Annotated in this window: 11 protein-coding genes; 5 read left to right on the top strand and 6 right to left on the bottom strand. The window is 71.4% G+C overall.

The genetic code is table 11. The annotated features are described in order from the left end of the window. Positions 1-52: 52 nt before the first annotated feature. Positions 53-1,159, bottom strand: a complete 1,107-nt coding sequence (locus tag ACSMXX_RS05020) for an ArsR/SmtB family transcription factor (RefSeq protein ID WP_473182830.1) — start codon at positions 1,157-1,159, stop codon at positions 53-55. A 288-nt stretch (positions 1,160-1,447) separates the two neighbouring features. Between ACSMXX_RS05020 and ACSMXX_RS05015 the strand changes: the two genes are divergently transcribed. Further along, entirely contained in the window at positions 1,448-3,301 is a 1,854-nt protein-coding gene (locus tag ACSMXX_RS05015) for a helix-turn-helix domain-containing protein (protein ID WP_473182829.1), read from the top strand. An 8-nt stretch (positions 3,302-3,309) separates the two neighbouring features. Here the strand turns inward: ACSMXX_RS05015 and ACSMXX_RS05010 are convergent, their stop codons facing one another. Beyond that, the gene (locus ACSMXX_RS05010; protein WP_473182828.1) at positions 3,310-4,398 is read right to left on the bottom strand and encodes an endonuclease/exonuclease/phosphatase family protein; all 1,089 of its coding nucleotides are present in this window, start codon (positions 4,396-4,398) and stop codon (positions 3,310-3,312) included. A 280-nt stretch (positions 4,399-4,678) separates the two neighbouring features. Here ACSMXX_RS05010 and ACSMXX_RS05005 point away from each other — a divergent pair, with 280 nt between their 5' ends. Both ACSMXX_RS05005 and ACSMXX_RS05000 read left to right on the top strand, forming a co-directional pair. Then, positions 4,679-5,086 carry a YciI family protein gene (locus ACSMXX_RS05005; protein ID WP_473184636.1) on the top strand — a complete coding sequence of 136 codons (408 nt, stop codon included), beginning with the start codon at positions 4,679-4,681 and terminating at the stop codon, positions 5,084-5,086. Positions 5,087-5,297: 211 nt separating this feature from the next. Further along, entirely contained in the window at positions 5,298-6,986 is a 1,689-nt protein-coding gene (locus ACSMXX_RS05000) for an AMP-binding protein (RefSeq protein WP_473182827.1), read from the top strand. Positions 6,987-7,061: 75 nt separating this feature from the next. Here the strand turns inward: ACSMXX_RS05000 and ACSMXX_RS04995 are convergent, their stop codons facing one another. The 4 genes from ACSMXX_RS04995 to ACSMXX_RS04980 all read right to left on the bottom strand — a co-directional run bounded on the left by ACSMXX_RS04995 (position 7,062) and on the right by ACSMXX_RS04980 (position 12,418). Then, positions 7,062-7,886: a hypothetical protein gene (locus tag ACSMXX_RS04995; protein ID WP_473182826.1), complete on the bottom strand. Its 825-nt coding sequence runs from the start codon at positions 7,884-7,886 to the stop codon at positions 7,062-7,064. Positions 7,887-8,788: 902 nt separating this feature from the next. Further along, positions 8,789-10,492 carry a glyoxylate carboligase gene (gene gcl, locus ACSMXX_RS04990; RefSeq protein ID WP_473184635.1) on the bottom strand — a complete coding sequence of 568 codons (1,704 nt, stop codon included), beginning with the start codon at positions 10,490-10,492 and terminating at the stop codon, positions 8,789-8,791. A gap of 18 nt (positions 10,493-10,510) precedes the next feature. After that, entirely contained in the window at positions 10,511-11,416 is a 906-nt protein-coding gene (locus ACSMXX_RS04985) for a 2-hydroxy-3-oxopropionate reductase (RefSeq protein WP_473182825.1), read from the bottom strand. Between the two features lie 138 nt (positions 11,417-11,554). Then, entirely contained in the window at positions 11,555-12,418 is an 864-nt protein-coding gene (locus ACSMXX_RS04980; RefSeq protein WP_473182824.1) for a TIM barrel protein, read from the bottom strand. A 193-nt stretch (positions 12,419-12,611) separates the two neighbouring features. Between ACSMXX_RS04980 and ACSMXX_RS04975 the strand changes: the two genes are divergently transcribed. Both ACSMXX_RS04975 and ACSMXX_RS04970 read left to right on the top strand, forming a co-directional pair. Then, positions 12,612-12,896: a YkoF family thiamine-binding protein gene (locus ACSMXX_RS04975; RefSeq protein ID WP_473182823.1), complete on the top strand. Its 285-nt coding sequence runs from the start codon at positions 12,612-12,614 to the stop codon at positions 12,894-12,896. Further along, entirely contained in the window at positions 12,893-13,297 is a 405-nt protein-coding gene (locus ACSMXX_RS04970; RefSeq protein ID WP_473182822.1) for a helix-turn-helix domain-containing protein, read from the top strand. Before ACSMXX_RS04975 ends, ACSMXX_RS04970 begins: the two co-directional genes overlap by 4 nt. The last annotated feature ends 14 nt before the right edge of the window (positions 13,298-13,311 follow it).

Genomic DNA, 13,311 nt, shown 5'->3' with positions numbered 1-13,311 from the left:
CCCTGCCGGTCGCGTGAAGGCGGTACCACGGCCGCCGCCCGTGGCGGCCCGCTCAGGTTCCGTCCGTACAGGCCGCGGCGGCCTTCCCCGCAGAGGCCTTCCCCGCGACGGCGGCCCGGAGGGCGGCGGGCGAGGGCCCCGCGTCCCGTCCGGTTGCGGGCGCCGGGATGACGACAGCGGGGCGGCTGTCCAGCAGCGCGAGCCCGACGGGCGTCAGCGAGTGACGCACCGCGTTGCGCTCGCGGCTGCTCGCGATCAGCCCCGCGCCCCGCAGCACCGCGGCGTGCTCGCTCGCCGAGGAGACCGAGACCCCCGCTCGCCGGGCCAGTTCGGTCGTGGTGCAGTTGCCGCCGACGGACTGCAGGACGGCCGCCCTCGTGACCCCGAGGAGCCGCGCGAGGTGGGCGCCCGTCTCCCCTGCGGTGCTGCCGGTCATGTGTCCCGAACGGTCGGGTGCGCGTGCGGGATACACCAGCGTCGGCGGCAGGGTCGGGTCGGCCAGCGCCACCGGTGTACGGCGGCAGAAGTAGGACGGGACCAGCAGCAGCCCGCGCCCCCGCAGATGCATGTCGCTCTCGACGGGATAGTCGCACTCCAGCACCGGCGGATTCCAGCGGATGCGGGGCGCGAACGTCCGCAGCATCGCCTCTGTGCCGCCGTACCACTGGACGCGTGCCCGCCACGTACGGTCGCCCTCGATGCCGGAACAGACGCGCTGCCACGACGCACCGAACGCCACGCGCCGGTAGTCGCGCATCGCCTCACCCAGCCGGTGCAGGACGGGCGCGGAGCCCTCCGCCACGGAACGCGTCCAGGAACAGGGAGGCTGAGGCTGCCCGTTGGCCAGCTTCTCGATCTCGGCCCGTAGTTGACTGCGCGGTGTGGAGAGCATCGAGTCCACGCCCGCTTCGAATCCCTCCGAACCCTCGGGCGGAGTCAGGAAGTCGGGGAAGTAGCCCCGGGCCGGCACGAGCGGCAGCAGCAGCCGGAGCGAAGCGGTGCCGTGCCCCAGCACGTGTCTGCGCCATTCGTCCAGCGCGGGCTCCCGGTTCCTCTCGCGGAGTTGATGAAGGCTCAGCACGGACTCCCAGAGCGGGTCCGGTCCGTCGGCGACTCTCGTACGGGCAATGTCGCCCGCGGTGAAGTGCACACGCAGCATGAATCCCCCGATTTCTCAAGCGTGTTCGCGCCATTCCCCCTCGTGGCGCGCCGTCGGGCCGTGTCGGCTGTTCCTGCAGGCGGGACACGGGCGAACGGCCTGCACTCGACGTTGGTGTGCGGGATGTCCCGTTGCAAGGGAAAAGCCAGTCTTGGGACAACGGGACATCCTGCACGCCGTGAGCTGCTATTTTCCATCGACGTGGGACGGCTCGGCCGCCGTCCCGCCGGGCCGGGGCCGGGGGCCGGCAGAAGGGGGAGGCCATTGTCATCGGGGAGGGGAACTCCCGTGCCGTGGCGGCTGGGTGAGGAGCTGGAGGAGCTCAAGCGGCGCAGCGGACGCAGCTACGCGGCGCTGGCCCATCGCACCGGCCTGAGCCGGTCCACGCTGCACCGGTACTGCCAGGGCAGCACCGTTCCGGGCAGCTTCGGCGTCGTCGAGCGGATCGCGCGTGTGTGCGGGGCGAGTGACGAGGAGGTGGACCGCCTCTACCGCGCCTGGCGGAGTTCGGCCGGCAAGCAGAGCCCCGCCGGACAGGACGCCGCCGGAGAAGGCACCGTCGGAGGGGACCCCTCCGGGGCAGGGCACCATCCCGCGCAGCAGGACCCGCCCGCCGGCCGGTTACCCGACGGCGAGCAGGAGGAAGGCGGCGAAGAGGGCCTCGAAGGCAATGGCGAGCAACGTGCCCCCTCCTCCGAGGACGCCGGCGGCGCCGAGCGCCCTCCGCGCAACGGGGCGGAGGCCGCAGCGGGAGGGCCGGGAGGCCGGCGTCCCGCCCCCGCCGCACCGCCGTTGCACACCTTCTACTGGCTGCGGGCGGCAGCGCTGCTGCTCGCCTTCGTCGTCACCTCTGCGGTCAGCGTCACCTCGCACACGGGCAGTTGGCACTTCCAGGCCAGGGGTGCCGGGAAGGGCGGCGTTCACCGCTCCCCGGCAGGCCCCGGGGAACAGCAGTTCAAGGGGCCGGTGTGGTCCATCGCCCCGAAGCCCGTGCCACCGGAGTTCATGGGGCTGACCCTGAACACGGATACCGGGCTGATGCCCGGCTTCCGTACGGGCGCCGTCCGCCTGTGGAACAGCGAGACCCGCTGGGGCACCATCGAACGCCGGCGCCGGGACTACGACTGGACGATCCTCGACCGGATGGTCGAGAGCGCGGAACGCGAGCGGCTGCCGGTCCTGTTCACCTTCGGCGGTACGCCGCCGTGGGCCGCTCCGGACGGCCACAAGTCCCTCTTCAAGGATTCCCTCGCCTCTCCACCGGACGATCTGGACGACTGGGACCGCTTCGTGGAGAAGGTCGTCGAGCGCTACCGGGGCCGCATCGAGTCCTACGAGCTGTGGGACTACCCCAGCCACGAGGGCATGTTCGCCGGCACCGTCTCCACCCTGGCCCGGATGGTCGAGCGGGCCGCTCGCATCATCCGCCGCGCCGACCCGGGAGCCCGGGTGGCCTGCCCGTCGTTCGGGCACCTGCGGAGCGAGAGGGGCCGTTCCCTGCTCCGGAGGTTCGCGCGGACAGGGGCGCTGGACAGCTGCGACGCGATCGCGCTGAAAATGCCGCCGCGCAAGCCGGACGGCCCGCCCGAGGAGATCATCGGTCTCGCACGGGACGTGAACGAGCTCCTCTACAAGGAGGGCTACAGCCACATGGACGTGTGGAACACGGGCCCCGACATCGACATCAACCTCGCCGAACGGCTCGACGCCCGGCGGGCCCGCGACTACGCGGTGCGCTTCTATCTGTCGGGCCTGTTCAGCTGGCACTGGGGGATGCGGCGGATGTACTTCTACAACTGGGGTAACACCGGGCTGCCCCTCGTCGTGCAGCCGGTGGGAGGCCCCCCGACGGAAGCCGGGCTGCGGATGGGGAGGCTCGCGAAATGGCTCCAGGACACCAGCGTCGCCTCCTGCGGCGAGGGTGGACGGAGCGGGCTGGCGGAAGGCGCCTACACCTGCCGCTTCGAGCGTGCCGGGCGGACCCTGCGGGTGTACTGGACGACCCGTGGCCGCGCGGAAGTGACCCTCCGCCCGGGCGCGCACCGCCTGCGGCACATGGACGGCAGGACGACGCGCGCACGTGCGGGCGACCGGATCGGCTTCGGCGAGGAGCCGGTGCTGATCGAGTACCCCGCGAAGTGAGCCGCGGTTCAGAACAGCTTGATGTCGGCCAGTACGGCGAGGTGGTCCGAGCCGTCCAGTTCGAGGAACTCGGCCTCGACGGCCGTGAGCGGGTCGCTGATCAGGATGTGGTCGATCTGCGCACCCATCGGACTCAGCGGCGTGTTGTTGGGCCAGGTCGGCGTGCGGGACTGGCCGGTGAGGCGGGCGGCGTCGTTCAGCCCGGTCTGCAGGATGGAGCGGAAGGAGGCGTGGTCCTGCGAGGAGTTGAAGTCGCCCGCGACGATCGCCGGGGTCTCGCCGCGTGAAGCACCGTACGAGCGCAGCGCGCCGAGCTCCTCGCGCCAGCTGCCCAGGGCGTCCGGCTTCGGCGGCATCGGATGGGCGACCTGCACCTTGACGGGCGTACCGGAGACGTCCGCGAGCGCGTTCGGCATGGCCAGCCGCCCCGGCAGCGAGGACTTCTCCTCCAGCGGGAACGCGCTCAGCAGTGCCGAACCGCCCGCTCCCGAGCCCTCCATGATGTGCCGGTAGGGGTAGGCCTCCCGCATCCGCGCGCCGCGCAGCGCGTCCGCGCACCGGCTGTCGCACTCCTGGACGGCGACGACCTGCGGGCGCTCCCGGCGCAGCGTCTCGACGAGTGACTCCGTCGCGGTGCCGAGGCGCAGGTTGGCCGTGAGGACACGGAAGCGGGCCTTGCCGGTGCGTTCGGCGGCGCCGGGCGGTGCGTCGGGGCCCTGGGGGAGCGTGTAGCCGACGGTCGCCGCGAGCACGGCGATGGCCCAGAAGGCGAGGAGACCGCGGCGGGCCAGCACGGCGTACAGCAGTGCCAGCCATCCCGGGACGAGGAACCACGGCAGGAAGGCGAGGAGTTGGGCGATGGGTGTGGGCCCGTCGTCGTTCATGCCGCGGAAGGTGAGGGGCACGCTCAGGAGGGCCAGTACGAAGCCGACGAACCAGGCCAGCGGGCGCCGGCGCGTCCGCCGCGGTGCCTCTTCGCGCCGTACACGCTCATAGCGGGGGCGGACGGGCCGTGCGGTGGGCTGGAGCCGATGCCCCGTCACCGTGCCACGGCCGCCGCCCCGCTTGGTGCGCTGGTTCCGGTCCCCCGTCAACACGTTCTTGATGGTGCCTTACCGCGCTCGTCTTCGGGCGCACGTCCTTCTGATCTTTTCTTCGTCCGCGCATTCCCGACGAGACCTGACGGGTCCGGTCGCGTGACCGTCAAGAACTCACCCCACACGGCTGGATATGCGGGCGTCATGGCCTTCCTTGCCACCTTTCGGAAGATACGGCCGGTTCTGGGCGATGAGTTCCGGCATGGCCGGTTGTCCACCACTCGTACAGGCCCCCGAAGCGGGGGCGAGAACGCGAGCGAGGAGGCCCGCAGTGAAGTTCATGATCTTGCTCCAGGGGACGCAGTCCGACTACGACGCCATGGGCGGCAGCGCGTCCGGGGACGCACCCGTCTGGACGGAGGACGACCTGAAGGCGATGGTCGGTTTCATGCAGAAGCTCAACGAGGACCTGGCCGCGTCCGGCGAACTCGTCGACGGCCAGGGCCTGAGCGCTCCGGCAGAGGCCGGCGTCGTCACCGCGGACGCGAACGGGCGGCCCGTGGTCTCCCACGACGGTTACGGAGTGGGGCAGGAAGTGCTCGTGGGCTACTGGCTGTTGGAGTGCAAGAGCTTCGAGCGTGCGACCGAGATCGCCGCCCGCATCCACCAGTGCCCGGTCCCGGAGGGCGCGGCCAACCCCCCGGTGATCGTCCGTCCGGTGGGGGAGGCGCCTTCGGCCGGCGAGTGACGTGACTCCGGCCGCCCGGGCGGCATCCACGGCCGCGTACGAACTGCTGCTCGGGGGTGGTGCGCGGCCGCTGCGTGACTCAGGATGATCCGCAGTGTGACCAGCGGCGTGACCGGCGGGCGGCCCGGCGAGAGCCCGGCGAAAGCCCGCCGGCAGCGCCGACGGCCACCGGCTGCGGAGAAGCGGAGAAAGCGCCACCCGAGGAGTGACGATGACGGCGACCGAGCCCACCAGCCCCACCGACGCCTTCCGCGCCGCCCGGGACACCCTGCTGCGGCACCGGACCGACTACGAAGCGGCACGTACCGCCTTCTCCTGGCCCAGGCCCGAGCACTTCAACTGGGCACTGGACTGGTTCGACGCCGTGGCCCGGGACAACGACCGCACCGCGCTGCACATCGTCGAGGAGGACGGCGCCGCCGCCCGCTACTCCTTCGCCGAGATGCGCGACCGCTCGGCGCGGACCGCCAACTGGCTGCGCGCGCAGGGTGTCGCGTCCGGCCACCGCGTCATCGTGATGCTCGGAAACCAGGTCGAGTTGTGGGAGACGCTGCTGGCCTGCATGAAGCTGCGCGCCGTCGTCATCCCGGCCACCCCGCTGCTCGGCCCCGCCGACCTGACCGACAGGATCGAGCGCGGCGAGGCGCGTCACGTGGTCGTACGGGCGGAGGACACCGGCAAGTTCGCCACCGTGGAGGGCGACTACACCCGTATCGCCGTGGGCGGCGCCGGCAGGCCGGAGGACGGCTGGCTCGCCTACGAGGACGCCGGCGGCGCCACCGCCGAATTCGAGCCGGACGGTCCAACCCGCGCCGAGGACACGCTCCTGCTCTACTTCACCTCCGGCACGACGGCCCGTCCGAAGCTCGTCGAGCACACTCACGTCTCGTACCCCGTCGGGCACTTGGCGACGATGTACTGGATCGGGCTGCAACCCGGCGACGTACACCTCAACATCTCCTCGCCGGGCTGGGCCAAGCACGCCTGGTCCAATGTCTTCGCTCCGTGGAACGCCGAGGCGACGATCTTCATCTACAACTACGCGCGCTTCGACGCGGACCGCCTCCTCGCCGAGATCGAGAAGGCCGGCGTCACCAGCTTCTGCGCACCGCCCACCGTGTGGCGCATGCTCATCCAGGCCGACTTGAGCAAGCTGACAGCCGTGCCGCGCGAGGTCGTCGCGGCGGGCGAGCCGCTCAACCCCGAAGTGATCGAGCACGTACGTCGCGCCTGGGGCAGGACCATCCGCGACGGATTCGGCCAGACGGAGACCGCGGTGCAGGTCGCCAACTCCCCCGGGCAGCAGCTCAAGCCGGGCTCGATGGGACGTGCCATGCCCGGCTTCGAGGTGACGCTGCTCGATCCGGTGACGGGCGAGCCCGACGCGGACGAAGGCGAGATCTGCCTCGATCTGTCGGCCCGTCCCGTCGGTCTGATGACCGGCTACCGCGGGAACGGCGAACGCACCGACGAGGCGATGGCCGGGGGCTACTACCGCACGGGCGACATCGGTTCGCGCGACGAGGACGGCTACATCACCTACGTCGGCCGCTCCGACGACGTCTTCAAGGCGAGCGACTACAAGATCTCACCGTTCGAGCTGGAGAGCGCGCTGCTGGAGCACGAGGCGGTCGCCGAGGCCGCGGTCGTGCCCTCGCCGGACGAGTTGCGGCTGGCCGTGCCCAAGGCGTACGTGGTGCTCGCCGAGGGGTGGGAGGCAGGGCCGGAGACGGCCCAGGCGATCTTCGCGCACTCGCGGGAGTCGCTGGCGCCGTACAAGCGGGTCCGCGTCGTCGAGTTCGCCGAGCTGCCGAAGACGATCTCCGGCAAGATCCGCCGCGTCGAACTGCGGGCGCACGCGGCACAGGGGCCGGGGGAGGAGTTCCGCGAGGAGCGCTGAGCGGGCTGGGCGGGCGCCCCGCAGGAGGCACGGCGGGCCCCCGCCCCGCAGGAGGCGGGGTTCCCGGGCCGGGAGTCAGCAGACGGAGCGGATCAGGGCGTCGGCCGGGTCGTTGACGGCCTGCGGCATGCCGGTCAGGTCGAGGACGAAGAGGGCCACGGACAGCGTGTCCGCGCGGGTACGGGCCTCACGCGAGTAGCCGGCCAGGGAGAAACAGGCGGTGTCCACATCTTCGTTGAGGCCGTTCAGCCAGACCGTCTCGACCTCGCGCAGAGTCGTCGGGGCGGTCGTGGGGTCGACGTGCGCGAGGATGCCGGCGCCGCGCACGTCCACGCCGGACGCCGGGCGTTTCTCCGTCACCCGTACCTCCGGGAAGCCCAGCCAGCGCAGATACTCCGCGGCGGCGGTACGTGCGTCCTGCGCGGTGCGGATCGTGACGGGGCGGAAGGCGGGACGCGTTCTGTGCCCCGGCTGCTCCTGGGTGCCGTGCGGCTTGACGGAGGCGGGCGCGGCGGAGCCCCCGCTCCCGCTTCCGGACGTCGTGCCCGTCGCGGCGGGCCGGCCCGGTCGGCCGTCGTCCGCGGCCGGGCCGGGCGTGGCTTCCGCCCCGGACAGCTCGCCGGGCGCGGGGCCCGGCTGCGGCGGCAGGACGGGCATCCTCAGCAACGTGCCGCATCCGCAGCCGAGTTCGGGCTGCGGCCACTCCTTCGACATGCCGCAGGCCGGGCAGCGGACCGCCACCCAGGACCCGTCCCACGTCCGGTGCCGCACCTGCGCGGGCACCCCGTCACGCATCAGCGGAAGCGCGACGGGAGCGCCGCAGTCACATGGGTAGACCGGCGGCGTGTAGTTGTGCTCGCGGCCGCACTCGGGGCAGCTCACGGGCACGCTTTCTGCCATCTCTTCGGCTCCAGCGGCATCAGCGGGACTTCGGGCAAGGGGCGTTGAGGGGCCTGCTCATATCGTCGCCGAAAGGACGGTGTTTCCGAAGAGGAACGGCCCAGAAATCGGTGCGAAGAGGGACGGGAGTCCCTGGCGGTGGCCGCTCCACGTCTGCGTCTTCCGCCCGTGCCGACGGCCCCGCGGGACGGCCGTCGACGGCCGTCTGAGCCTCGGCCCCCGGGCGCACGGCTCCGATTGACGTCCGTCCCGCCCTGCGCCCTTCCGCCGCGAACGGCGACGCGCCACTGCCTTTTCCGCCGCGACGGCGGCCCGCAGGGACGTCGAGGGTCCGGCGGCCCGTCGACGGCCGGTCATGGTGCGGCCGTTGGCTGGGCGTGGTCTGGGTGGCCAAGGCCCCCCGTGCCCGGAGGGCCTGGCAGTGCGGTGGTACCGCTGCCTACTTTCCGCCGCGACGGCGGCCCGCAGGGATGTCGAGGGTCCGACGGCCGGTCGTGGTGCGGCCGTTGGTCGGGGTCGGGGCCTGTTCCGGCTGGCCGTCAGACACGGGCGCGTGGCGCCGGTTGGTGGCCGTGCCGCCCCGCCCCCTTCCGCCGCGACGGTGGCGCGCCGGGACGGCGAGGGTACGGCGGTCGGTCGACGGCCGGTTGTGGTGCGGCCGTTGGCTGGGTGTGGTCTGGGTGGCCAAGGCCCCCCGTGCCCGGAGGGCCTGGCAGTGCGGTGGTACCGCTGCCTACTTTCCGCCGCGACGGCGGCCCGCCGGGATGTCGAGGGTCCGGCGGCTCGTCGACGGCCGGGAGCCGCGGACTCGGCGCGAAGGGCGGGCGAAGTGCCGTACGCCGCACGGCACTTCGTTCCGCCCCGACGGCAAGGTCCGGCGGCCGGCCTGGCCCGCCAGGGCCTCACGCCTCCTCGAACTCCCGTACCGCGTCGATGTCCGGACCGTGCGGCGTGTTCGCCTCGCGTTCGATCATGATCTCCACGAGAACCGGACGTGAGGTGGCCGCCGCCTCCTTCCGCGCCCACTGGATGGCACCGGCGATGTCCTCCGGTTCCCACACGCGCCGTCCCGAACAGCCGTAGGCCTCCATGACCTTGACGTTGTCCGTGCCGAAGTCGTCGTAGTGGATGTCGACCTGGTAGTTCATGCCGTAGCCGATCTCGGCCTGCCTGATCAGGCCCAGATACTCGTTGTTGAGCATGATGAGCACGTACGGAACGTGGTACTGGGCGGCCACCGCCAGCTCCTCCACCAGGTACTGGAAGCCGTAGTCGCCCACGATGCCCACGACTTCGGCGTCCGGTTCGCCCATCCCCTCCAGCGCCTTCTTCACGCCGATCGCCGCCGGCACCTCCCAGCCCAGGGGACCCGCCTGCCCGCACACCTGGTAGTGCCGCGGCAGGTACGCCTTCTGATGCTGTCCGCCCCAGATCTGGTACAGCCCGATGGCGGTGACGAACCACGTGTTCTCGTCGAAGGCCTCGTTGATCTCCTTGTACGCGCGCGGCGCCTTCACGGGCGTCGAGTCGAAGTCTTCGCGGCGCACCAGCGTCCGCTTCAGCTCCTGGCAGCGCTCGACCCAACTCGCCACGTCGGCACGTGCCTTGCGCTTGCGCGCGGCCGCCAGCAGGGCCGTCAGGAACAGCCCGGCGTCGGACACGATGCCGAGATCCGGTTCGAAGACCTTGCCGATCTGGCCGGGTTCGATGTCGACGTGCACGAAGGTACGTCCGCCGCGGTAGACGTCGATGTTCGCGCCCGTGTGCCGGTCGCCGAAGCGCGCGCCCACGGCGAGCACGAAGTCGGCTTCCAGGAAGGAGGCGTTCGCGTACTTCTGCGAAGTCTGGATGCCGGTCGTGCCGAGGTTCAGCTCGTGGTCGTCCTCGATGACGCCCTTGCCCATCAGCGTCACCTGGAAGGGCACCCGCAACTCCTCGACCAGTTCCCGCAGTTCAGCACCGGCATCCGCGAGGATCACGCCTCCGCCCGCCAGTACCATCGGACGCTCGGCGGCCAGCAGCATGTCCAACGCCCGTTCCACGCGCGGCAGATGAGGCTCCACGGCTGGCACGGGCAGCCGCGCGTCGATCTCCGCGTCGTAGGTGATCTCACGCTTGGCCAGATCCAGCGGCAGATCGATGAGCACCGGCCCGGGACGGCCAGTACGGGCGACGCGGAACGCCTCGCGGAAGACCCAGGGGATCTGTGCGGGCTCCTTGATCTGCACGGCCCACTTGGTGACCGGCTTGGCGATCTCCACGATGTCGACCGCCTGGAACGCCTCCTGGTGCAGCTTCGGCGAGACCGCCTGCCCGGTGAGGCACACCATCGGGATCGAGTCGGCCTGCGCGGTGTAGAGGCCGGTGACGAGGTTGGTGGCGCCCGGCCCGGAGGTGGCGATGGCGACGCCGACTTTCCCGTTCGTACGGGCCCAGCCGTCGGCCATGTGGGTCGCGCCCTCCTCGTGGCGGACCGTCAAGTGCTCGATGCGGCCGTCCACTTCCATCGCCTTGTACAGCGGCAGGATCGCCGCGCCGGGGCAGCCGAAGGCGATGTCCACACCTTCGTCAACCATGATCGCGACAGCGGCGCTCATCGCCGGCATCCTCTTCGGGGCCATGCGTCAGCCCTCCGTCTTCTCGCCGGACAGGCGCCGTACGCCGCGCACCAGCGCGGAGTGGTCGAGGCCGCCGTCGCCCTGCTGCCGCAGCGCGGCGACGAGCTGTGCCAGCAGCGCGCCCGCGGGGACGGCCGCGCCGACGTTGCGGGCGGCGTCCGTGACGATGCCCATGTCCTTGTGGTGCAGGTCGATCTTGAACCCGGGGCGGAAATCGCCCGCGAGAATGCTCTCCTTCTTGCGGGCGAGCACGGTCGAGCCGGCGAGCCCGCCGTTCAGCACGTCCAGCGCCGCCGCGAGGTCGACCCCCGACTTCTCCAGGAAGACCACGGCCTCGGCGACCGCCTCGATGTTGACGGCGACGATCAGCTGGTTGGCGGCCTTCACCGTCTGCCCGGAGCCGTGCGGGCCGCACAGCACGATCGTCCTGCCGAGCGCTTCGAGTACGGGCTTCGCCGCGTCGAAGGTCTCCTGCTCGCCGCCCACCATGATGGACAGCACTCCCTCCACGGCTCCCGCCTCACCGCCGGAGACGGGCGCGTCGAGCACGTCGACTCCCTTCACCGCGGCGGCCTTCGCCACGTCCACGGAGGTCTGCGGGGTGATGGACGACATGTCGATGAGCAGGGCGCCGGAGCGGATGTTCTCCAGCACGCCGCCCTCGTGCAGCACGACCTGCTCGACCTGCGGTGAGGCCGGGACCATGGTGATGACGACGTCGGCCTCGCGCACGGCGCCACCGATGGAGGAGGCGGGCGTGCCGCCGTCCTTGACCGCCGCCCGGACGCGCGCCGGGTCGAGGTCGTAGGCCGTCACGTCGTATCCGGCGGCGACGAGGTTGCGCACCATGGGCGTGCCCATGATGCCGAGGCCGATGAAGCCGATCTTCGTGTTGTCCGGGGTGTGGCTCATGGGGCGTCATGCCTTTCGAAGTCCGGGGCGTACGGGCGTACTTGGCGGAAGGGTGCCGACGGGGGAACCCGGGGACGGCCGGGGCCGACCCGGGCCGGGGTCAGTCGCTGCCGGGGCCAGGGCCGGGGCGGCCGGGGTTCAGGCGCGGCGCAGCGGACGCGGCAGCCACTCGAAGCTTTCGGCGCTCGGACGGTCGCCGGGCTTGTACTCCAGGCCGATGCGGCCCTCGTAGCCCGACTTGGCGAGTCGTTCCAGCAGGTCGGGAAAGTCGAGTTCTCCGGTGCCGGGAGCGCCGCGGCCGGGGCTGTCGGCGATCTGCACATGACCGGTGCGGCCGGTGTGGTCGTCGATGACCCTGTGCAGGTCCTCGCCGTTCATCGCCAGGTGGTACAGGTCCATCAGGAACTTCGCATTGCCCAGCCCTGTGGCCTCGTTGACCCTGTCGGCGACGTCGACGGCCTTGGGTGCGCTCACGATCGGGCACTTCGGCGACTCGATGGCGTTGAGCGCCTCGACGAGCAGCACCGCTCCGATGGAGTCGGCCCCGCGGGCCGCCGACACCAGGTTCTCCAGGGCGAGTTCGTCCTGCTCCTCGGGTGTGGCGCCTGGAACGCGGTTGCCGTAGAGGGCGTTCAGTGCCGTGCAGCCCGTCGACTGGGCGAAGTCGACGACCACGTCGATGTTCCGGCGGAACCGCAGCGATTCCTCGCCCGGCACCGACAGTGCGCCGCGGTCCGGGCCCGGCAGCTGTCCGGCGTAGAAGTTCAGGCCGGTCAGCCTGGTGCCCGCGTCGCTCAACGCCCGCCGCAGCGCGTCCAGTTCGGCCTTCTCCGGCACGGGCGCGTCCACCCACGGCCACCACAGCTCGACGGCGGTGAAGCCGGCCGCCGCCGCCGCGGCAGGGCGTTCGAGCAGCGGCAGCTCGGTGAAGAGGATCGACAGATTGACGGTGTAGCGGTGATCGGTGCCGCCGGTGCCGGCGAGCTCAGAAAGGGGCGCCACGGCGATCGCCTTCCCTCCGGGTTGTGAGTTCCGCATCGTGAAACTCAGTTTCTACTTTACGGAAGAATGCTCTCGTATCCCGGAAGCTGTCAAGAGCTCTGCCGGAGCGGAGGTCTTACGCCCGACGTGCCGGCGCCCCCCGCCCGCCCGCTTCGGATGGCCGCTGCCGACGGCGTTCGCGTAGGTTGACGACGTGCGATTGCGAGTTGAGTTCACGACCGAGCCCTTCGATCTGGACGAGCCGCCGCAGCATGCGCTGGTGGCCCGTGAGGTCGTGCAGAGCGCCCCGCTGGACTCCGTCGACGTGGGCCCGTTCGGCAATACGGCGGAGGGCCCGGCCGAAGAGGTGCTCGGCGCCGTCCAGACCCTGCTGCGCGATTCCCTCGACGCCGGGGCGACCCGTGTCTCGCTGCAGCTCAACGTCCTCCCGGACGCGGGTACGGATTCCGCCTCGGACGCCGCTGGGAGCGGGGCATGACCGGCCCCGGAGGTGGCGACGGCAGCCGTTTCGCGGACGCCGTCAAGCCGCTCGTCGACGCCATGGGCGGCGAGATGATCGCACCTGAGGAGGCGCAGGGCGACGACGTGGTCCTTGCCTGGGAGGGCCGGGACGTCGTGGCCGTACGGCTGCCCCACCTCTCCGACTCCCTCGACCACATCCTCGTGGAGCTGGAGCGCCGCCACGGCATGCCGCTCTCCGAACTCGACCGCAAGACGAAGCAGTCGGTCGTCCGCATCCTGGAGACGCGCGGCGCCTTCTCCGTCCGGCACGGCGTCGAGACCGTCGCGAGCGCGCTGGGCGTCAGCCGTTTCACCGTCTACAACTACATCAACTCCCAGGAGGAGAAGCGGGCGAAGCGGCGCCGTGGCGAAGGCTGACGAGCCCGTCGCCA

The organism is Streptomyces sp. DSM 116795, assembly GCF_055792905.1.
The sequence above is the reverse complement of the archived record's forward strand: the minus strand, read 5'-3'. Positions and strand labels throughout refer to the sequence as shown.